Raw genomic sequence first — 21,913 nt, forward strand, 5'->3', positions numbered from 1 at the left:
AACCCCCGTGCCGGCCCCGGCGCGAAGCGACTTGCCCCTCACCCGCACGTCAAGGGTTACCGTCCGGACACCGCACACCCCAACGGTCTCCGGAGGTCACCCATGCCCGCACCGTCCACCGGCCGAGAGGTACGACTGGCCGCCATCCCCTCGGCGCTCCCGGGCCCAGAACACTTCCGGGTCACCGAGACCCCGATCCCGAGCCCGGTAGCCGGCCAACTACTCGTACGGAACACACACTTCCTGGTGTTCGCGGGGCTGCGCACACTGATCTCCCGCGAAGCCGAGGGCTTCCCGTTCCCACCACTGAAGCCGGGCGACCCACTGTTCGGCCCCGCACTGGGCGAGGTGGTGGCAACGGGCCCAGGCGTCGCGAGCATCCCGGTCGGAACCCTCGTCACCCACCTGCTCGGCTGGCGCGAGTACGCGGTCGTCGACGCAGGCGCCGTAGGGGTCGTCCCCGCCGACCACCCCAGCCCCGTGGCACTGTTGTCCACGGCTTCCGCGGCGTACGGGGCGCTGACCCGGCTCACACGGTTGCAGGCGGGCGAAACCGTCCTGGTCACAGGCGCTGCGGGCGGAGTCGGCACATTGGCCGGTCAGGTGGCACGACTGCTCGGTGCGGGACGAGTGGTGGGCACGACGCGCACCCCCGCCAAGGCGGAGCGACTACGCCAGGAACTGGGTTACGACGCCGTGGTGACACCGGAACCGGGACAGGCGCCGGGGTCGTCGGTACCGCTTCGAGACCGACTCGCCGAGGCCGCCCCGGACGGTTATGACGTGATCATCGACAACGTCGGCGGCGAACAGCTGACCGCGGCGCTGGAGGTGACACGGCGCGGCGCCCGGGTGGGCATCGTCGGCGCGCTGTCGGGTCAGTTCGACCCCGCGCTTCCCGGCGGCGTCTCACCGGCCGCGATCGACACGTTCCTCCTCGTCAAACGCTCCGTGTCGCTGCTCGGCTACCAGACGGTCGATCACCCCGGGGTGGAGGAGGAGTGGCGCGACCGGTTCACGGACTGGCTCCGCGCGGGCGACATCGTCTACCCGTGCGTGACGCTGCCGGGCATCGAACGGGCTCCGCAGGCGTTGCAGGAACTGCACGAGGGACGACACTTCGGAACCCTGGTAGTGAGCATCTGACAGTCGCCCCGCACCCCCACGACGAGGGAGGCTCGCATGCGCATCGGAGACGCGGCGGCAGCCGCCGGAACCACCCCGCGAGCCTTGCGCTTCTACGAGGAACGGGGCCTCCTCCCGCCCCCACGCCGCACGGCGACAGGCCAACGGGACTACTCCGCACAGGACTTGACCCGAGTCCGCGTGGTCCGGCAACTACTCTCACTCGGCCTGACCGTGGCGGACGTGCAGGCCTGCGCCGACCGCATCGACCTCCTCATCGCCCACCCCGACCGCACCTGCACGGCCCCCGTACCCGGCTCCGCCCCAGGCATCGTCCAGCAGCGAGTCGACGCCCTGAACGCAGAAATCTCCCGCCTCACCGCCTTGCGGGACAGACTGCTACGTCAACTCCCGGAGCCGGCCGAAGCCGAAATCTCCTGACCGAGATGCGGCCGGATCTGCTGGAGTCGGCAGAGCTCAGACGTCAGCAGCATCGCCGGGCACCACCACACCTGTGTCCGTCACCCCCAGCCGCGCCTGCTCCTCCTCCACGATCCGGCGAGCCAGCTCGGTGTCCGACACGTCGACCGCGTCCGGGGTCGCCTCGGCGACGGCGCTGCGCCGGGCGTACGCGTCGAACAGCCGGGTCTTGGCCGCCAGGATCTTCACCAGCCGCTCGTCCACGCCTCCAGTGGCCAGCAGCCGGTACACGCGGACCGCTCTGACCTGGCCCATCCGGTGCACCCGGGCCACCGCCTGGTGTTCGAGGGTCGGTTTGATCTGCGGTTCGCAGAGGACGACGACGGAGGCGGCCTGCATGTTGAGACCGACCCCGGCCGCCTGGATCTGGGCGAGGAGCACGGCAGGTCCGGCCGCGTCCGTGAAGTCGTCGACGATCCGCTGCCGTCGCGCGGCCGGGACGCTCCCGTCGAGCGGACCAAGAACGGCGAGGCCGGACTCCGCCGACGTGAGCGCCGGCTCGACCGCCCCCAGGACGTCCCTGAAGTAGGAGAAGACCACCGTCTTCTGCCCGTTCTCCCCCGCCTCCCGGACGATCTCGCGCAACCTGTCCAGCTTGGCCGACTTCTCGGGGCACATGTACGCGGCCCTGCGCATCGCCATGAAGTTTCCGGCGCGGACGGCCTCGCGGTAGGCGTCCTCGTCGGACGCGCTCAGCTCCTCCCACTCGTCGGTCTGCTGCAGGCTCGGCAGCTCCGTGAGCACGTCCACCTGATTGCGCCGCAGATAGACCGGGGCGACGGCCTTGCGGAACGCCACCGACCCGGCCGCGGCGTCGCCCTGGGCGAGTGAGTCGGCGAGATCGCGGTGGACCATCCCGACCAGGTTGCGGAACTCGGCGACCCGGTTCTCCATCGGCGTCCCCGTCATGAAGAGCACACGCTCGCAGCGCTCGGCCCACTGGGCCACCGCTTGCGACCGTTTGGCCGCCGGGTTCTTCACGACGTGCGCCTCGTCGACGACGAGCAGCCCCACCTCACCGCCGCCCGGCACCGGAAATCCGCGCAGCGCCTCGAACGTCGTCACTCCGACCCCGCCGCGCCCCTTCCAGTCGGCGAACGCGTCATGCCGCTCGGGGCCATGCAGCACCCGCACCGGCAACGCGCCGCGGGCCTCGATCTCCCGCACCCAGTTGACCAGGACACTCGCCGGGCAGACGACCAGAAAGTGGCTCTGCCCCTCGGCCGCCAAGTGCGTGAGCACCGCGATCGCCTGGATGGTCTTACCGAGGCCCATCTCGTCGCCGAGTATCACTTTTCGCTGGGCGAGCACGAACCGCGCACCGAACGCCTGATAGCCGCGCAAGGAGACCCGCAGACGGGTGTCGTCGAGCTGCTGGCGCCGGACGCGCTCGGTGACCTCCTCCGGCAGGAACCCCTGAGCGGCAGCCACATCAGGCGGCCGCCCGGAGACGTCGGCGAGCACGCTGTAGTACTCGGTGGAGCGCAGCTCGAAGTCCACCCAGGCGGCGGCCTCGGACGCGGGGCCACGCAGCAGGTCCACCGAGGCCTGAGCCAACTCCTCCGGCACCCCGGCCCGCTCGGCCTCCCCCACCAACGCGCGGATCTCATCGACGGCGGCCAGGGCACGCGCCCGCTTGTCCCGCCCCGCCAGCAACATCCTGAGCTGCCCGGCGGCCGGTGCCGCCTCGACCAACAGCGGATTGAGCCGACCGGACAACGCCGTGGCGCGCTCCACCGCATGCCGGGCCCCAGGGCCCGCTTCGACCAGGACGGACAGGGCCCGCACCAGCGCCGTGGTCCGCGGCTCCGGCCGGTCCACGTCGAGGTGGACGGCCACGGTCTCCTCCACCGCATCCGCCAGCCGGCGCGCCGCGGCGAGCATCCGGTCGACGGTGCGCTGCCCCACCCCGGGAATCTGCCGCAGCCGGTACGCCCCCGCGGCAAGCACCGCACCCACCGTGCTCAGGCCACTCTGCTCCACGCCACCCAGCCGCAACCGCCCCTCGGTGACATCCTGGAGCCGCGCAACGGGGATCGCGTCCAACTCCCGCTCGACCACCGCCTCGTACAGCGGCCGCAACGCCGCCGACACCGCCTCCGCCGCGGCACCATGATCGGCGACCACCGCCCGCGCCGCCTCGCACAGCCTCGTCCCCCGCGCGAGGACCTCCCGCTCGCCACGCCCCACGTCTTCCGCCCCCGTCCTCCCCGGATCCCCCGCATCCTCCCACCGCCCACCGACAACGCGGCGCGATCGGCGCGGCGCTTCCTCGGTAACGTGACCATGTGCGGCATGGGCGTCCATGCCGCCGGTCGGTCCGTGCCCGGGCCCAGCGGAAAGTGACGAGGCGACGATGAGTGAACGGACAAAGCCCGAGGTCGACGTCCCGGAGGGTGCCGCCCCTACCGAGCTGACCGTCCGGGACCTGATCGTCGGCGACGGGCCCGAGGTGAAACCCGGCATGGTGGTCAAGGTCCACTACGTCGGAGTCACCTGGGAGTCCGGCAAGGAATTCGACGCGTCCTGGGACCGGGGCGAGTTGTTCAAATTCGCATTGGGCGGCGGCCGGGTCATCAAAGGCTGGGACCGAGGAGTGAAGGGGATGAGAGTCGGCGGCCGGCGCGAGATCATCGTCCCCCCACGCCTCGGCTACGGCAACCAGTCACCCTCACCACTGATCCCACCGGGCTCGACCCTGCTCTTCGTGGTGGACCTGCTGGACTCGTACTCCGGGACAGCCGGGTGGAGCAACGCCTAGTCCCTTTCTGACGGCTCTTGTTCGCCACGGCGCGCGCCGACCTCGCCACCCGCGCCGGAGTGGACGGTCTGTCGTCGAGCGTGCTCGTCGCGGGGCCGGGCAGTACCGTCAGTCCCGGGCACCGGGGATACGGTAGACGGCGCGTCCTCGGCGGCCCGGAATCTTCTCCAGCACCTCCTGCTCGCTCAGCGTGCGTAGCAGCGCGCGAGCCCGCTTCTCATCGAGGTCCCACCCGTAGCTGTTCACGGTGTCGATGACGCGGGCCGGGTCCCACTCTCCGGCCTCGGCGATCACCCGGCTCTCCAGCGCCTCCACCTGCGTGAGCCGCGTCTGATTGCGTGGCCGGCCGTGCCGTTCCAGCAGCTCGTACAGTTTGGCCGCGCCCATCTTCGCGGCGATGCCCAGGGCGTCCCGGTCAACGGCGCCGGTCTCGTCCACCGCCACGATGGCCTTCTCCCGCGCTTCCCCGAGGCGTCCCATGAGGTCGGTCAGGGCAGCGATGTCGCGCCACAGTTCATGGGGCCGCGCCTGCGCGGGAAGCAACGCCTCACCGCAGAGCGCGGCAGCCACCACTCGGGCGAGCTGGTCGGACGAGAGCACAACGTGCTCCCGGCTTCCGTCGTCCCCGTAGGTCAGATCGATACGTGTTGCCACAATGTCTCCTTCTCTCCGAACCAGAGACGAGGTTACATCTGCCGCATGGCGGCGCGCCACCACTTGGACAGCTCGGAAAGCCGGGCATGCCGCGGCGATTCGGAACGGAATCCAGCCGCAACCCCCACGAAACCCTCCGCCCCACCGTGCTTCGTACACTCGGCGTACGGGTCCCGGGCAACGGGGTCGCGCGCCTGCGGGCAACCGCTCACGGGGAGAACGGACTTGGCGCATCGTTCTGAGCCGCGGTCGGTCGCGTGGGCGCCGCGAGGGGGCGGCACGCTCGCCTTTTCCACCGTCCACGGCTACCGCCGCGCCTACCGGATCACCGGGGAAGGACCCGCCGTGCTGCTCGTCCACGGCGTCGGTGCGACCTCCGCGCACTGGGAAGACTGCATCGCAGCCCTCGCGCGCCGGCACACCGTTCTCGCTCCCGACCTGCTCGGGCACGGTGACTCGGCGAAGCCGCGCGCCGACTACTCGGTCGCCGCGTACGCGAACGGCCTCCGTGACCTGCTGGGCGTCCTCGGCATCGACCGCGTCACCGTCGTCGGGCACTCCTTCGGCGGCGGGGTCGCCATGCAGTTCGCCTACCAGTTCCCCGAGCGCGTCGACCGACTCGTCCTCGTCTCGACGGGCGGGGTCGGACGCCAGGTCACTCCCATCCTGCGGGCCGCGACGCTGCCTGGTGCGGGGCTCGCGCTGGGCCTGCTGAAGGTGCCCGGGGCGCGGTGGCAGATCGGCGCGTTCATCAGCGCCCTCCGGCTCCTGGACACCGGGCTCGGTGTGGACGCGGCCGACCTCGTGAACGTGGTCGACGCCCTGCCCGACCAGAGCTCCCGCGCCGCCTTCACACGGACGCTGCGGGCCGTCGTCGACTGGCGCGGCCAAGTGGTCACCATGCTGGACCGCTGCTATCTGACGCAGGGCATACCCACCTTCCTCATCTGGGGTGACCGCGACAGCGTGCTGCCCGTGGCACACGCCCACCTCGCGCACCAGGCGATGCCCGGCAGCCGCCTTGAGATCTTCTCCGGCGCCGGGCACTTCCCGCACCACGCCGACCCCGCACGGTTCGTCCGGGTCCTGGAGGACTTCATCGCCACCACCGCTCCCAGCGACTGGAGCGTCGAGCAGTGGCGCGAACTGCTTCGCGCGGGACGCCCGGACCCGGAGGAGAAGCACGCGCGCGCCGTGGCACGCGCGTACAGCGAGGCCGGTGAACGCAGCGCGACGTAACGCGCGTTCGGGCCTCGTCAGGCGCGGACGCGGAGCCCGCGCTCGTCACGCCAAGGCGCGGATCGCCTCCATGGTCCGGTCGACGCTGAGGGTTCCATTCGCGCAGTCGCGCAGTAGGGCCGTCACCCGCTCGTCCTGGTATTCGCGCAGAGGCGCGGGTGGGGCCTCGGAGGCTGCGGCTCGGGCGATGTCGTCGCGGGTCAGGAGGTAGTCCGCCAGGGCGGCGCAGGAACGGTGCTGGAAGATGATGTCCGGCTTGATCGGGACGCCGAGGGCCGTCCCGGCGCGGCGGGCGAGACGCACGTAGATGATGGAGTTGAGGCCGAGCTGCCGGAACGACGCGTCCTCGTCGAAGTCCAGCGCCTCGTCGCCGATCTCCGGCTGGAGGATCTCGCGCTTGATGCGCTCGATCAGGTCTCGGCGTGGGTCGGGCGGCGCGAGCTCTCGCGCGGCGGTGATCCGGTCGATGAGCGAGGTCAGCACCTTCGATCCACCCAGTTCCGTGAAGGCCGACACGCCCGCGTCCCGCAGATAGGTGATGCAGTCGGACCAGCGGACGGGGTGGGTGATCTGCTCGGCCAGCAGGTCGCGGACTTGCTGGGCATCGGGGCCGAAAGGTCGGCCGGTCACGTTGGAGACGACCGGTGTCCGCAGTTCGCCCACGTCGACTGTGGCCAGCAGGGAGCGGAAGCGCTCGGCGGCGGGGGCCATCGCCGGTGCGTGGAAGGGGCCGCTGACGCGGATGGGGACGAAGCCCCGGACACCCTCCACCTTCTCGAAGACCGGCTTGATGCGCGCCAGTTCCTCCCGGCTGCCGGAGAGCACGAACTGTTCAGGTGCGTTGTAGTTGGCGATGACGACGGTAGGGGCACCGTGGCGCTTCAGGATCTCCTCGACGGTCCGCGCGGAGACGCCGACGACCGCGGCCATCGCACCGCCGGTGACTTGGCTCATCAGTTCCCCGCGGCGTCGCACCAGCGTCAGGCCCGTCTCGAAGTCGAAGGCGCCGGCCGCGAGCAGTGCGCTGTACTCGCCGAGGCTGTGGCCCGCGAAGAAGTCCGCGGGGGGCAGGTCCTCCCGCGCCGCCGCCCAGTGCAGCGCGTTGACGACGTAGATCGCGGGCTGCGCGTACACGGTCTCGGACAGCCGTCGTTCCGGGTTGTCCAGGCACAGCTCTTCGATCGAGTATCCGAGCACCTGGTCGGCGCGGTCACGCAGGTCGGGGAACCTTCCGAACAGGCCGCGTCCCATCCCCTTCTTCTGGGTGCCCTGTCCCGGGAACACGTAGCAGCGCATCAGATCCTTTCGCCTGCGAGGTCGAGTCCGGCGGGCGGCGTCGGCCACTCGGGAAGCTCGACGATCCGGACCACGGCGCACGTCCAGGTGAAGCCGGCGCCGACACCGAGCAACATGCAGAGGCCGCCGACGTCCACGGCGCGCTCCCGCACGAGGTGGTCGAGTCCGGCGATCTGGTCCCCCGCGCCGAGGTGGCCGACGGTGCGGCCCCAGGACCAGGTCGTGCGGTCGAGGTCGATGTCGAGTGCGGCGAGGACCTCGCGCTGCAGCACGATGCGTCCGAAGTGCGGAACCACGAACCGGGCGACGTCGCTCAGACGGATGCCCGCGTCGCGCAGGGCTCGCTCGACGCAGTCGCTGAGTCCGGCGCGGAACCGGCGGGTGAACTCGTCGAGCTCCACGTCTCCCAGGTACTGCAGTTTGCGCAGCCGCAGGTCGATGGGGAGCGCGGGGTCGTGGTGGGGCGTGAAGGGCGCGTCGCCACGGTGCAGGCGCTCAAGGGTGGGGTCCGACACCGTGGAGGTGCTCAGCACCTGGGCGAACCCGGACCTCTTGCTGAGCACCATCGCCGACGCGCCGTCGCCGGGGACGATGCCGATGTCACTGTTCCAGCGGTCGATCGCGGGCGGGCTCACCTTGTCGGCGGTGGTCACGAGGGCCGCCACGTCGTCGGTGGCCGCGAGGGAGCGCGCCGCGATGTCCAACGCGGTCATGCAGCCGTTGGAAGCGTTCTTGACCTCGAAGGCGAGCGCCGAACGGTCCCCGAGCACTTCGCGGTGGATGTAGGAAGCCGTCGGGTACAGCTCGAGGCCCTGGAAGTACACGCAGGCGTGCAGCAGCAGCGCGACGTCCTCGGCCCGGTGCCCCGACCTTTCCAGAGCGTTTCTGGCAGCGGCCACCGCCATCTCGGGCGGAGCTTCGTCCGTGGCCTCGCAGACCGACTCGAGCTGCGTGTCCTCGGCGTCCTGGGCGTCGAACCGGCCGTCGGAGACGGCTTGTTCGACCTTGGTCGCCGGGGGCAGGTAGGTGGCGGTACCCGCGATGAACAGGGCCTCTGTCTTCACTTCTCGTTCCCTCTCAGGGTGGTGGCGTCGCGGAGGAGGAGCCCGACGATCGCGTCGGCGGTGGGGTGGTCGAACACCAGGGTGGCGGGCAGCGTGGTGTTCAGCCGCTTGGCGAGGCGCTTGCGCAACTGGACCATGGTGAGCGAGTCGATCCCGAGGGAACGCAGTGCCTTGTCGGCCGGCACGCTGTCGGGTCCGGGCAGGCCGAGTACGTCGGCGGCCTCGCTGCGGACGAGGTCGAGCAGCAGAGCCGCTCGTTCGGCCTCGGAAGCGTCCGCCATCCGCATGTCGAACGACTCCGAGGTTTCGGCAACCTCGGCTCGGCGGCGCCCTGTTGATGTGCGCCGCAGCATGTCGCGCAGCAAGGGAGGCGCTTCCGCGTCGCCGAGTGCGTGTCGCAGCGATGCCAGTTCCAGGCGCACGGGCAGCAGCTGGGGCTCGGGCCGAGCCAGCGCGACGTCCAGGGCGTGCAGGCCCTCGGCCAGGGTCAGGGCACCGATCCCCTGCCGCCGCAGCCGTCCCAGCTCGGCCTTGCCGAGGTGGGCGGTCATGCCCACTCCGGCCTGTTCCCAGAGCCCGAAGGCGAGGCTGAGTCCGGGCAGACCCCGCTTGCGCCGGTTGGCCGCCAGGGCGTCGAGCGTCGCGTTCGCGGCGGCGTACCCGCTCTGTCCCGCGGTGCCCAGCGTTCCGGCCGCCGAGGAGAAGAGGACGAACGCGGCCAGGTCGAGGCGCTCGGTCAACTCGTCCAGCGCACGCGCGCCCTGGACCTTGGGGGCCATCACCCGGTGCAGCCGCTCCGCGGTGAAGCCCTCCACCAGGCCGTCGTCGAGCACCCCGGCGAGGTGGAACACGGCCGTGAGGGGATGGCGCGGGTCGATCCCGTCCAGCACGGCGGCCACCGCGGCCCGGTCCGCGACGTCGCCCGCGACCAGGTCCACTCGTTCGGCGCCCGCGGCTTCGAGCTTCCTCGCGAACGATCCGGCTTCGGGGGCGTTGCCGCCGCGCCGCGACAGCAGCACGAGCCGCCTCGCTCCGTGCGCGCGGACCAGGTGCGCGGCGAGCGCGCCGCCGAGCTCGCCGAGGCCGCCGGTGATCAGCACGGTGCCGTCCGGGTCGAGGGCGCGGGGCAAGGTCAGCACGGTTTTGTGCGCGGCATTCTGCCGCGCGTGGCGCAGGGCGTACGGGGCGTCGCGTACGTCGAAGGCGGTGAACGCCGCCTTGTCCTGCCTGTTGTCCTGCCTGTTGTCCTGCCTCTTGTCCTGCCTCTCGTCCTGACTCTTGTCCTGCCTCTCGTCCTGACTCTTGTCCTGCCTCTCGTCCTGCCTCTCGTCCTGCCTCTCGTCCTGCCTCGTATCGTTCGCGTCGTGGGGGGAAGGAGCAGCAGCCGCCTGCGCGAAGGTGAGGTTGGCGGGCATCGGCCTGAGGGTGGCACCGTTCACGCTGATCTGATCGCCGAGCGCCGCTGCCGCACTGCCCATGACCCGGTCACCCGCGTGCAGGGAGGTGACGCCGCTGCCGACCTCCCTGACGATCCCCGCGAACTCCAGGTCTTGTGCGTGCCCCGGGCTCATCCCGGCGGCGCGCACCTCGACGCGGACCTCCCGCGGGCCGATCGGCTCCGGCACGCCCTCGTCGTACGTGGCGGCAACGACGTCCAGCTGATCGTCTTCCCGCCGACGCACGTGCCAGCTGCCTTCGTCCGGCAGGACGAGCGCGTCGACCTCGCCGACGGTCGGCCTCGCCCGTGGCACGTGGGCGGTCTCGCCGCGCAGCAGGCACTCCGGCTCGCCGCCGGTTGCGAGCACGCGCGCCAGGAGCCGGAAGTCCGGGGTACCGGAATCGAGGTCGATGAGGCGCAGGGCGCGCTCGGGCTGTTCCGTGCGGGCTGTGCGCACCATGCCCCACACCGCGGCATCGGCCCAATCGCGCACCTGGTCGGCGGGGTTCGAGGACACGGAGTCACGGGTGATCCAGACGAGTTCCGCGCCCTGGAGGCGGGCATCGCCGAGGCACAACTGAAGCGTCCGCAGCGCTTCGGCGGCGCTGCGTTCCGCGCCGTACGACCGCGCGGACGCGCCGCCAGGCAGCGCGAACAGCAGCCGCCGAGGCGTGTCCGCCCGGACATCGAGCCGCTTCACGAGCGCGTCCAGGTCGGGTACGACATCGGCGCCGAGCCCCGCGCCCAACTCCGCGTCGCCCACCACGAGGGTGCCCGCTAGGTCGGGGTTCTCGGCCATGGGCTGTACGGGTTCGAAGCCGACGCGGTAGAGGTGCTCGGCGAACGGGTGTCCGCGACGTCTGCCGCGCTGGAACTGGAGCCTGCCGATCCGGGCCACCGGGTGGCCTGCCGGATCGGCCAGCCAGACGGTGGCCGGGGCGAGGCCCTCGTCCGCGCCGGGCTCGAACGACACGCGTACAGTCAGTTCTCTGCCTGCCGCACGGAACAGCTCGACGTCCGACCAGATGAACGGGACGAGCGGCCCGGGAGCCGCGCCCGCCTCCATCAGCCCGGCGACGACGACTTGGAGTGCCGCGTCGAACAGTGCCGGATGCAGGTCGTGGCCGGCTGGATGCTGAACGTGTCCGGAAGGGGCCAGCGCGTGCCCGGCCGGGTCCAGCGTGTCCGGAAGGGAGACCCGCCCGTAGTAGACGCCGTCGCGGCAGGCGAGTTCGCGCAGTCCTCGGAAGGCCGGGCCGTAGTCGAGCCCGTTGGCGAGGGCTCGTCCGTAGAAGGCTTCGATGTCGAGCGTCCGGGCCTCGGGCACCGGCCAGTTCTCGGTGTCCTGCGGTGGCGTCGTGGCATCGACGCGTGCGCGGGTCACGCACTCTCCGGTCACGTGCTGCTGCCAGCTCAGCGGCTCGTCCGTGTCCTCGGGTTGACTGTAGAACGCGAAGGGGCGCCGCCCGTGCGCGTCCGGATCACCGACGGTGGCCTGGATGCGCAGAGCGCGGCCCGGAAGAAGGACGACCGGCTCAATCAGCGTCAGGTCTGCCACGGAGTCGGCACCCGCGGTCCGGGCGGCGAACAGCGTGGCGTCGATCAAGCCCGCGCCCGGCACGTAGACCTGCCCGCCGACGACGTGATCGGCCAGCCACGGGGACGCGTCCAGCGACAGCTGGCCGGTGAACAGGTGACCGCCGCCGCCCGCGAGAGCCGTGATTGCGCCGAACCACGGGTAGCGGTGCGCGGACTGACGGTCTGTCAGCGCGGCGGGGGCGGCCGGAAGCTCGCCGAGCCAGAAGCGTTGGCGTTGGAACGCGTACGTCGGGACGTCGACCTTGCGGGCGCCGTACGACCCGAGGACTCGCTCCCAGTCCAGAGGGAAGCCCTGCTCGAACAACGTGGCGGCCTCGCGCCAGAGCTGGTCCAGCCCGCCCGATCCACCCTCGGCGGGCGGGCCGAGCTCGACGAAGACTCCGAAGCCGTCGCCGCGCAGCCGCTCCAGGGCGCGGTCGAGCATGAATGGCTCCTGCTCCGGCTCCGATCCCGGTCCCGGTCCCGGCTCTGATTCGCGAGCACGACGGGCGATGGCTCGGGCGCCGTCCTCCAGGCTCAACGCCCCGCTCACCACCGCAGCGGCAACGTCGCCGTGCACGTCGCCCACCACCGCCGCCGGCTCCACACCCCAGCTGCGCCACAGCGCCGCATGTCCGAGGTAGGTCGCGAAGAGCGTGCACGGCAGCACATCCGGACTGTTCACGTCCTCCTCGCCGCGCAGCACCTTCAGCACGGACCAGCCGGTCAACGGCGAGAGGACCGCGTCGCACTCCGCCACGGTGTCGCGGAAGACCGCGCTCTGCTCAAGGAGTTCCCGGCTCGCCCCTGGCGGCTGCGCGTCCTGACCGTCGAAGTCCTGACCGCCGCATACGAAGGCGACCTTCCCCCGCGCCGTGCCGGAGCCGGGCTCGACCCCGCTCAGGGCTTCGGCGGCATCGGTGGCGTTGCCCGCGAAGATCACGGCGCGCGCGTCGAAGTGCGTCCGGCCGACGGCGGAGGTGTAGGCGATGTCCCGCATCGACGCGGTGGGCCGCTCGCGCAGCCACTCGGCCCAGTGCCGGGCCTGTGCGCGCAGGGCGGTCGCGTCGGTGCCCGAGATCACCAAAGGGTGGACGAGAGCGTCGCCGGGCTGGTCCGCGATGACGGTCGCCCGTGCGGTCGCCGGTGCCGCCGCGGGTGCGGTCGCCGGTGCAGTCGCTGGTGCGGTCGCCGATGCGGTCGCCGGTGCTTCTTCGATGATGACGTGCGTGTTCGTGCCGCTGATGCCGAAGGAGCTGATGCCTGCGCGCCGCACCCGCCGTGTCCGCGGCCACTGCCTCGGCTCCCGCAGCAGCGCCAGTTCGCCGCCGGTCCAGTTGATCCGGGCGTTCGGCTTCTCCGCGTGGAGCGTGCGGGGCAGCCGCTCGTGCTGCAGGGCCAGCACCATCTTGATGACGCCGATGACGCCGGAGGCCGCCTGGGCGTGGCCGATGTTGGACTTGGCCGATCCCAGGTGCAGGGGCCGCAGGCGGCCCGAGAACACCGCGGAAAGGGCGCCGGCCTCGATGGGGTCGCCGAGCACCGTGCCCGTGGCGTGCGCTTCGACGGCGTCGATGTCGGCCGGGGTCAGTCCCCCGTCGGCCAGGGCACTGCGCAGCACACGCTGCTGCGCGAGCCCGTTCGGCGCGGTGAGCCCCTGGCCGCGCCCGTCCTGGTTCATGGCGGTGCCCCGCACCACGGCCAGTACATGGTCACCGTCGCGCCTCGCGTCCGAGAGGCGCTTCAGCACCAGGACGCCGCAGCCTTCCGCCCAGCTCGTCCCGTCGGCGTCGTCGGCGAAGCTCTTGCAACGGCCGTCGGCCGCCAGCCCGTTGAGACGGCTGAACTCGACGAAGATCTGCGGGGTGCTCATCACGGTCACTCCGCCGGCGAGCGCCAGATCGCATTCGCCGCTGCGCAGGGCCTCGCACGCGAGGCGCAAGGCCACGAGCGACGAACTGCACGCGGTGTCGACGGTGAGCGCAGGCCCGGACAGGCCGAGGGTGTAGGCCACGCGCCCGGAGATCAGGCTCGACCCGTTGCCGGTGATCTTGTAGCCGTCGCTGCTCCCGACGTCCCAGCGCCGGGCGACGTCGTAGTCCGAACTCATCGCGCCGAGATAGACGCCCGTGTTGCTGCCCTCCAGGGACGCGGCGGGCAGATTGGCCCGCTCGAACGCCTCCCACACGACTTCCAGGACGAGCCGCTGCTGCGGGTCCAGGGACAGCGCCTCACGCGGGCTGAGCCCGAAGAAGGCCGCGTCGAAGTCCTCGACATCGCGTACGAAGCCTCCCTTGCGCGCGAAGCGCCTGCCGGTGGCGTCGCGCTCCGTGTCCTCGAGCGTGCTGAGATCCCACCCGTCCCAGCGCCGTGGGAACGGGCCCGAGGCTTCGCGGCCGTCGGCGAGCAGGTCCCAGAACGCTTCGGGCGTGTCGATCCCGTCCGGGAGGCGGCAGGCCATGGAGACGATCACGACGGGGTCGTCGTCGTCCAATTGCCGTGGCACGGCCGCGACTTCGGTCGAGACGTCCGGGGCCTCGTCCTGCGTGTCGGCGTGTGCCTCGTCCTGCGCGTTGGCGTGTGCCTCGTCCTGAGCCTCGTCCCGCGCCTCGGCGTGCGTCAGCAGCAGTGCCGCGATCGCTTGCGGTGTGGGGTAGTCGAAGGCGAGCACGGTGGGCAGCGCGACCCGTGTCCGTGCGCTGAGCCGGTTGCGCAGCTCGACCACCATGAGGGAGTCGAAGCCCTGGTCGCGCAGCGTCGTGTCGGGGCGCACGCCGTCCGCGGGCCGGCCGAGCAAGGCCGCGGCCTCCTCCGTGACGAGTGCGATCAGCGATCCCAGGCGCTCGGCTTCGGGCAACGCCCTGACGTCCTCGCGCCATGAAGCACGGGTGACGGCCGGGATCGCGTCGTCGTGCTCGTCCAGCCAGTAGCTGCGGTGCTCGAACGCATACGTCGGAAGGTCCACACTGTGCGGATCGGAGGCCGGGTCAGAGGTCGAGAAAACTCGCCTCCAGGGGATCGGGACCCCTTGGACGTGCAACTCCGCCAACGCCCGCAGCGCCTGTTCGAGCCCGCCGTGACCGCGCCGCAGGCTGCCCACCACGACGGCCGACCCGTCGGCTTCCGTCCCCTGCGCCAGGGCGATCTGGAGCACCGGATGCGGACTCACCTCGACGAAGGTCCCGAACCCGTCCGCGCGCAGGCGTTCAAGGGCGCGATCGAAGCGCACCGGCTCGCGCAGGTTGCGGCACCAGTAGTCCGCGTCGAGCTGCGGCCCGGCTGCTCGCTGTCCCGTCACGCTCGAATAGAAGGCGATCCCCGTCTCCGCGGGGGCGACGTCCGTGAGCTGCTCGCGCAGCGCGGGCAGCAGCGCGTCCATGTGCGGGCTGTGCGACGCGTAGTCCACGTCCACGCGCTGGCAGTACGCGCCGGTGGCCTCCATCTGCGCGAGGAAGCGGTCCACCGCCCCGGCGTCTCCGGCCACGACGGTCGACCGCGCGGTGTTCACCACGGCGACGGACAGCGCTTCGCCGTAGGGCGCCAGTTGCTCGAGGACTTCGCCGACCGGGCGCTCCACGAGCCCCATCGCCCCGTCCGGCGCGTGTTCGTGCACTGCCCGGGCGCGCAACGCCACGATGCGAGCGCCGTCCGCCAGGCTCAGCGCCCCGCTGACGACCGCCGCGGCCACCTCACCCTGGCTGTGGCCGACGACCGCCGAGGGCTCGACGCCCCAGGCTCGCCACATCGCGGCGAGACCGACGTACATCGCGAACAACGCCGGCTGCACCACGTCCGTGCGCGCGAAGGACGGCGCGGGACCGTCCTGTCCACGCACCACCTCGGCGACCGAGAACCCGGTGTACGGGGCGAGGGCGTCGTCGCAGGCCGTCACCGCCTCGCGGAACGCGTCGTTCTGCTCCCACAGCGACCGGCCCATCCCCCACCACTGGGCGCCCTGGCCGGGGAAGACGAACGCGACGCGACCGCGACCGCGACCGCGACCGCGACCGGCAGTCTCGCCCGTCACCACCGCGTCGTGGCTCTCGTCCGCGGCGAGCGCCCGCAGACCGGCCACCGCCTCGTCCGTCGTTGTGGCGATCACCACGCCGCGCGAGGGGTGCTGCGTGCGTGTCGTCGCCAGCGAGTAGGCGACGTCGGACAGCCTCGCCCCGGGCGACTGCCCCAGGTCGGGCGACTGCCCGAGGTCATGTGACCGCCCGAGGTCGGGCGACTGCCTGCGGTCGGGCGACTGTCCGAGGTGGCCCGCAAGGCGTGCGGCGTTGCGTGCGAGCGCGTGCCGGTTCGTGCCGGACACCGGCAGGCAGACCGGACCGCCGCCCGCATCCGGCATGTCCGGTACCGGCGCGGCCGCGGGCGCCTCGCCGACGGCGACATGCGCGTTGGTTCCGCCGTATCCGAAACTGCTCACTCCCGCGAACCGCGGCCCGGCCGGCCACGCGGCTGCCTCGGTGACCACGTCCAGACGTGCGGCGGGGAAGTCGATGCGCGGGTTCGGCGTGCGGAAGTGCAGGCTCGGCGGGATGACGCCATGGTGGACCGCGAGCGCGACCTTGACGAGCCCGAGCACACCGGCCGCCGGTTCGAGATGGCCGAAGTTCGTCTTCGCCGAGCCGATGCGCAGCGGCACGGGCCGGTCGGGCCCGAACACGGTGCCGAGCGCGCCCGCCTCCGTCACGTCGCCCAGGGGCGTGCCCGTACCGTGTGCCTCGACGTACGCCACCGCACCCGGCGCGACCCCGGCGTTCTCCCACGCCGAGCGCAGCACCTCTGTCTGCGCCTCGTGGCTGGGGGCGGTCAGCCCGTCCGTCGCACCGTCGTTGTTGACGGCGCTGCCGTGCACCAGCGCGTAGACGCGGTCACCGTCGGCCAGCGCGTCGGACAGCCGGCGCAGCACGACCACGGCGCAGCCCTCGCCCCGGGCGTAGCCGTCGCCGTCGCCGTCGAAGGCCCGGGAGAGGCCGGCGGGGCTCTGCGTGCCGAGCTTCGTCATGGCGACCGAGGTGTTCGGGTGCAGCATCAGGTTGACGCCGCCGGCGAGTGCGAAGTCCGACTCTCCGGAGCGCAGGCTCTGCACGGCGAGGTGCACCGCGACCAAGGAGGAGCTCGACGCGGTCGCCACGGCCATCGCGGGGCCGCGCAGCCCCAGCGCGTAGGCGATGCGGGACGGGATCACCGAGTTGTCCCAGCCGATGGCCGAGTGCGCGTGGATCGCCTCGGCCGCACCCTGCGTGAACAGCGGATACTCCTGCCACATCCCGCCGAGGAAGACACCGGTGCGCGTGCCCGCGAGACTCGCCGTGGAACGCCGCGCGTCCTCGACGGCGGCGCACGCCACCTCCAAGGCGATCCGCTGCTGCGGGTCCATCTGCCGTGCCTCGGCCGGTGGGATGCCGAAGTGCTCCGCGTCGAATCCCGTCACGTCGTCGAGGAATCCGCCCCGGCGGTTCGCCGCCCGGCCGGACGCCTCCGCCTCGGCCCACGCGGTGGCGTTCCACCGGTCGGCCGGTACCTCACGCACCGCGTCGACGCCGCCGAGCAGTGCCTGCCAGAGTGCGGCCGGGTCCTCGATCCGCGCCGGCAGTCGGCAACCGATGCCGACGATCGCCACCGGTTCGTGGCGCCCGTACGTCCGGGCGGCGGTCTGGTCAGCCACGGGAAGCCCCGATCTCGTCGGACGCGTAGAGCGCCAGGCATGTCTCCTCGATCGCGGCGAGCGGACCCGCGTCGTTGAGAATCGTCATGTGGTTCGCTGCGTCGATCTCCACCAGGCGAAGGCCCGGCAGTTCGCGCTCCCAGTCCTGCCGGTAGTTCACGTGGTCGAGGGTGAAGGTCTCGCCGACGACCTGGAAGTAGGGTTCGATCTCGCCCAGGAAGAGCCCGCGCCGGTTGCGGAAGTAGGTGCACAGCACGGCTTCCGGCCGTGGCAGCGGCCTGATGGTGTGCTCGCCGAGCCGGTAGGCGAGCTGGATCGCGATGTTGCGCCTGATGAACCGCGCGATCTGGGCGGGTCTCATGGCGAGCCCGCGCCCGGCCGCCAGGTCCGCGAGCCGCAGGACGAACGCGTCCTCGTCCGGGCCCTCCGCGTCCTCGTCCGGGCCCTCCGCGATCTCGTCCAGGTCCGCCGCGACCTCGTCCCGGTGGACGAGCCGGGCACGCAAGACCGCCGGGTCCTTCTCCCCCGCAGGCCAGAGCAGCGAATTGACGACTTGCAGAGCCGCGCTCCGCGCCGACTGGAACCCGTTCGCGTTCGACTTCGCCAGGCCGGTCTCGTCCGGCGAGTCCACCATCGTCAGCGAGGCCACGTCCTGGCCCCGCGCCTGCAACAGCCGGGTCACCTCATAGGCGACGATGCCGCCGAGGCAGAATCCGCCGATGTCGTACGGTCCCTCCGGCTGTACCGCGCGAATGATCTCGGTGTAGTACTCGGCCATGGCCGTGACGCCCTCGACCGGCGCATCCTCGGACAGCAGGCCACGCGCCTGGATGCCGTAGAACGGGCGGTCGATCCGCTCGGCGATCGTGCGGTACGACTCGACGCCGGCGAGGGCGCCGTGGATCCAGAACACCGGCCTGCCCTCGGTCACGCCGTTGAGGCGCACCAGCTCCGGGGCCAGGGGACGCGCGTGCGCACGCGTGGAGCGGACCCCCGCCTCGGACAACCTCGCGACGATGTCGTTCAACGTGTCGTGCGGCTGCCACCATTCGGGCCGGAAACCCGGGAACTTACTGCTGATCCGGCCCAACGTCGCTACCAGGAGTAGGGAGTTGAGACCGTAGTCGGCGAGCGGCCTCGTGCCGTCGATCTCGTGGCGCGACAGGCCGAGCACCGAGGCGACGAGGTCGGCGACGAAGTCTTCGCCGTCCTGGGGGCCGACGACGGTGTCCGCGGCCTGATCCGGCTCCTGATCCGACCGCGGCTTCTGATCCGACCGCGGCGCCTGATCCGACCGCGGCGCCTGCTCGGCGAAGCACGTCAGCCGTGCGAAGGGATATCCGGGCAGCGGGATCCGCCTGCGCCGGGCGTCGCGATGCAGCAGGTCCCAGTCCGTGAACGCGCCCGCGACCCAGTCTTCCGCCACCTGGTCGAGCCGCGGGGGTATCCCATCGCCCTTGGCACCGGCAGCGGGATCGACGCCCTCGGCGAACACCACGCGGGCGAGCATGTCCGGGTCGCCGTCGAGCCAACCGCCCAGAACGCGGGCGGCGTCGTCGGTGCTCCGCGCCACGAACGCCAGGCGGCAGCTCATGGCTTCCCGGCCGACCTGCAGCGTGTACGCGATGTCGGCCCACGCGCGCGGATCCGCTTCGGCAAGCCGGTCGATCAGCCGGGACGCCCGCCGGCGCAAAGCATCGACGCTCTGCGCCGAGAGCACCAGGACCTGCGCGCCCGCGTTGCCGTCCCGATTCGCGGGGGCGATGTGCTGCTCCAGCACCACATGCGCGTTCACGCCGCCGATCCCGAAGCTGTGCATGCCCGCGCGGCGCGGCAGCGGCCGGCCGGCGTCGTCGGTGCGCTCGGGCCACGGCAGGTTCCGCGCGGCGACGCGCAGCCGCGTCCCCGTGAGGGAGAGGTCGCGGTGCAGCCGCCCGAAGCCCGGGAGCGCCGGGATCACGCCGTGCCGCATCGCCTGCGCGGTCTTCACCAGCGCGGCCAGTCCGGAGACGACCTCCGTGTGCCCGATACAGGGCTTCACGTTGCCCAGATACGTCACGTCCTCGCTGTCGTCCTCGCCGCGGAGTCCGCCGCCGAGCGCCGCCAGCTCCGCGCTGTCCGCCAGAAGCGAGCTCATGCCGTGGGTCTCGACGTAGTCCACGGCGCCCGGATCGATCCCGGCGTCGGCGAAGGCGTGCGCGACGGCGGCCTTCATGCCCCTGATGTTCGGTGCCGTGAAGGACACGCCCTTGCCGCCGTGGGCCACGCCGGTGCCGCGCACGACGCAGTGGACGAAGTCCCCGTCCTCCAGAGCCCGGCGCAGTGGTTTGATCAGTACGGCGGCGACGCCCTCGCCGCGCGCCGTACCGTCGGCGTCCTCCTGGAACGGCCGGACGTCGCCGCGCGGGCTGAGCATCCCCGCGGCCCGCATCCCGCCGAACCCCGCGGGCGACATCACCAGGTTCACCCCGCCGACGAGCGCCTGCTCGCACTCGCCGTCGCGGATCGACCGGATCGCCCGGTGCAGGGCCACGAACGAGGACGAGCACGTCGTGTCGTACTGCTCGCTGGGACCGTTGAGGTCGAGCAGGTACGAGATCCGGTTGGGCACCATCGCGGGCGACGGCAGGCTCATCAGGTCCGTCGCCGCGGGCCGGTACTCGCTCTGCGTCGTGGCGACGAACACGCCCGTCGGCCGGTTCCGCAACTCGGCCGGGCGGTAGCCCGCGTCCTCGACGGCGTTCCACGACGTCATCAACAGCAGGCGCAGCTCCGGCGTCACCTGGCGCGCCTCGGTCATCGACATGCGGAAGAAGAGCGGGTCGAATTCATGCACGCCGTCGAGGAATCCGCCGCGCAGCGCGGCTGCCTCGTCGCCGTAGGACGCCCAGTCCGCACGCTTCTCCGGCGGCGCGGTGATGCAGCGTCTGCCTTGCTCGACGATCCGCCAGAACGCGTCGACGTCGTCGGCCCCGGGGAAACGTGCGGACATGCCGATGACCGCCATGCCGTCGAGCGCGGTCTCGTCGGGCGCCGCCCCATCGAGCGCCGCCTCGTCGAGCGCGGCCTTGTCGAGCGCCGCCTTGTCGAGCGCGGTCTCGTCGAGCTCAGGCTGAGACATATCCCGCAGCTCCTCGGCGTACTCGGAGACGATGAACTCGCCGAGTTCGGCCAGGGTGTTGTGCTCGAACAGCACAGTGATGTCGAGGTCGATGCCGAGTGTCCCGCCGAGGGTGCGGGCCACGTTCACCGCGAAGATCGAGTCGAGCCCGTAGTTCGAGAAGGGCTCGGCCCGCCCGATCCTCGTCCGCGGGATGTCCAACGCCTCTGCCAGCACATCGCGCGCGACCGCCTCGACGTGGGCGCGCAGACGGTCTCCGGGCTCGTTCCCGGCGCTGTGATCGGCCACGGCCCGCACCGGATTCTCGCGCACCGGCGCCACCTGGGCCACCTGGGCCACCTGCGCGACCTGCGCGACCTGCGCGACCTGCGGCGCGGATGGGCGCGGCACGGCCGTCGTCCGCCGTACGACGCCGTCGCTCTCGGCCACGATGATCTGCTGTCCCAGATCCTCGGCATCCTGCGCGGGCAAGGCGATCGCGCGGAATCCCTCCTGCGTCAGGACGTGCCGCCAGTGCGCCGGGGAGAGCAACGGGCTGCCCTGGATACGCAGGTGCGGGTCCTCGTAGCGCCACCATCCGTCGAGGAGGCCGAACGAGAACTGGCTGAGCAGGTTGTTCGCGGTCAGCTCGTTCAGGACCAGCAGCCCGCCGGGCTTGAGGAGCGCCTTGGCGTTGCGCAGGGTGTGGCGGATGTCCCGGGTGGCATGAAGGACGTTGGCGGCGACCACGGCGTCGTACCCGCCGAGGGTGCGGCCCTGATCCGCGACCGGACGCTCGATGTCAAGGAGTTCGCAGGTCAGATAGGGGTTGTCCGCGCCGAAGGAACGCTCCGCGTGGTGCAGGAAGGCCCTTGATATGTCGGTGTAGCAGTACTCGCGCACGTCGAGGCGCGCGGACCGCAGCGCGTCCAGGACGACGGTGCTCGTGGCACCCGTGCCCGCGCCGATCTCCAGGATCCGTGCGGCATCCGCCGTCCGGGCTCGTGCCCGCCGCCGCAGCCGCGTCACCAAGTCGGTGGCCAGCACCTGGTTGAAGAACGCCGACGCCGGGTTGGTCGCGTAGGCGTTCTGCACCAGCTCAAGGGATCCCCCGGGGAACATGACCTCGGTGGCCGGACGCCGTCCGGTGAGAATGTCGGGGAAGGCCCGCAAGGTGGTCTCCACCAGCAGGTGGGTGGCCGCGAGGTCGGGATTCCCCTGCCATGCGGGCTTCTCCGTCTCCCACTCGCGCCACAGCTGCTCGATCGGCCGGTCCCGCGTGGCATCGTCGAGCAGGATCCTGCCGTCCCGCCGATCGACGTAGCCGGCCGCTTCGAAGACGCGCAGGCACTCGTCGAACCAGGCGTCGTATCCAGCTGCGAGGCCCGCCGACTCCCGTGCGGCCTGCGGAGTCTGCCCTGACTCACCGAACGCGCCGAGCGCGTACAGATGGGACCAGAGGAAGTCGAGCAGCAGCTGCTTCATCATCAGCTCCTTCCGAAGG

The 21,913-nt window shown here is 71.6% G+C and carries 10 protein-coding genes; 4 read left to right on the forward strand and 6 right to left on the reverse strand.

The features are described 5' to 3' along the window. The first annotated feature begins 102 nt into the window (after positions 1-102). Together C1N81_RS12335 and C1N81_RS12340 are read left to right on the forward strand one after the other, a co-directional pair. Positions 103-1,146, forward strand: a complete 1,044-nt coding sequence (locus tag C1N81_RS12335; protein WP_394428834.1) for an MDR family NADP-dependent oxidoreductase — start codon at positions 103-105, stop codon at positions 1,144-1,146. 36 nt (positions 1,147-1,182) lie between these two features. Continuing rightward, positions 1,183-1,566, forward strand: coding sequence for a MerR family transcriptional regulator (locus tag C1N81_RS12340; RefSeq protein ID WP_394428835.1), 384 nt, complete (start codon positions 1,183-1,185; stop codon positions 1,564-1,566). A 36-nt stretch (positions 1,567-1,602) separates the two neighbouring features. Here C1N81_RS12340 and C1N81_RS12345 read toward each other — a convergent pair whose 3' ends face one another. Further along, positions 1,603-3,795 carry a DEAD/DEAH box helicase gene (locus tag C1N81_RS12345; RefSeq protein ID WP_394428836.1) on the reverse strand — a complete coding sequence of 731 codons (2,193 nt, stop codon included), beginning with the start codon at positions 3,793-3,795 and terminating at the stop codon, positions 1,603-1,605. Positions 3,796-3,961: 166 nt separating this feature from the next. Here C1N81_RS12345 and C1N81_RS12350 point away from each other — a divergent pair, with 166 nt between their 5' ends. Then, positions 3,962-4,366: an FKBP-type peptidyl-prolyl cis-trans isomerase gene (locus C1N81_RS12350; RefSeq protein WP_394428837.1), complete on the forward strand. Its 405-nt coding sequence runs from the start codon at positions 3,962-3,964 to the stop codon at positions 4,364-4,366. Positions 4,367-4,474: 108 nt separating this feature from the next. Here C1N81_RS12350 and C1N81_RS12355 read toward each other — a convergent pair whose 3' ends face one another. Then, positions 4,475-5,020: a hypothetical protein gene (locus tag C1N81_RS12355; RefSeq protein WP_394428838.1), complete on the reverse strand. Its 546-nt coding sequence runs from the start codon at positions 5,018-5,020 to the stop codon at positions 4,475-4,477. A 225-nt stretch (positions 5,021-5,245) separates the two neighbouring features. Here C1N81_RS12355 and C1N81_RS12360 point away from each other — a divergent pair, with 225 nt between their 5' ends. Next, positions 5,246-6,259, forward strand: a complete 1,014-nt coding sequence (locus C1N81_RS12360; RefSeq protein WP_394428839.1) for an alpha/beta fold hydrolase — start codon at positions 5,246-5,248, stop codon at positions 6,257-6,259. A gap of 45 nt (positions 6,260-6,304) precedes the next feature. Here the strand turns inward: C1N81_RS12360 and fabD are convergent, their stop codons facing one another. The 4 genes from fabD to C1N81_RS12380 are packed head-to-tail and all read right to left on the reverse strand — an operon-like array spanning position 6,305 to position 21,894. Further along, the gene (gene fabD / locus C1N81_RS12365) at positions 6,305-7,555 is read right to left on the reverse strand and encodes an ACP S-malonyltransferase (protein WP_394428840.1); all 1,251 of its coding nucleotides are present in this window, start codon (positions 7,553-7,555) and stop codon (positions 6,305-6,307) included. Beyond that, positions 7,555-8,619: a ketoacyl-ACP synthase III family protein gene (locus C1N81_RS12370; protein ID WP_394428841.1), complete on the reverse strand. Its 1,065-nt coding sequence runs from the start codon at positions 8,617-8,619 to the stop codon at positions 7,555-7,557. The genes fabD and C1N81_RS12370 overlap by 1 nt, the downstream gene beginning before the upstream one ends. After that, positions 8,616-17,309 (reverse strand): type I polyketide synthase, encoded by an 8,694-nt coding sequence (locus tag C1N81_RS12375; protein WP_394428842.1) that lies wholly within the window; start codon positions 17,307-17,309, stop codon positions 8,616-8,618. Before C1N81_RS12375 ends, C1N81_RS12370 begins: the two co-directional genes overlap by 4 nt. Beyond that, complete coding sequence (locus C1N81_RS12380; RefSeq protein ID WP_394437895.1) at positions 17,302-21,894, reverse strand: beta-ketoacyl synthase N-terminal-like domain-containing protein; 4,593 nt, start codon at positions 21,892-21,894, stop codon at positions 17,302-17,304. The genes C1N81_RS12375 and C1N81_RS12380 overlap by 8 nt, the downstream gene beginning before the upstream one ends. Positions 21,895-21,913 lie beyond the last annotated feature (19 nt).

It is taken from the genome of Streptomyces sp. SGAir0957, assembly GCF_043523415.1.

Coding starts and splice junctions, on each gene's coding strand:
- C1N81_RS12335 (WP_394428834.1), top strand. CDS start 103: ATGCCCGCACCGTCCACCGGCCGAGAGGTACGACTGGCCGCCATCCCC.
- C1N81_RS12340 (WP_394428835.1), top strand. CDS start 1,183: ATGCGCATCGGAGACGCGGCGGCAGCCGCCGGAACCACCCCGCGAGCC.
- C1N81_RS12350 (WP_394428837.1), top strand. CDS start 3,962: ATGAGTGAACGGACAAAGCCCGAGGTCGACGTCCCGGAGGGTGCCGCC.
- fabD (WP_394428840.1), bottom strand. CDS start 7,555: ATGCGCTGCTACGTGTTCCCGGGACAGGGCACCCAGAAGAAGGGGATG.
- C1N81_RS12380 (WP_394437895.1), bottom strand. CDS start 21,894: ATGAAGCAGCTGCTGCTCGACTTCCTCTGGTCCCATCTGTACGCGCTC.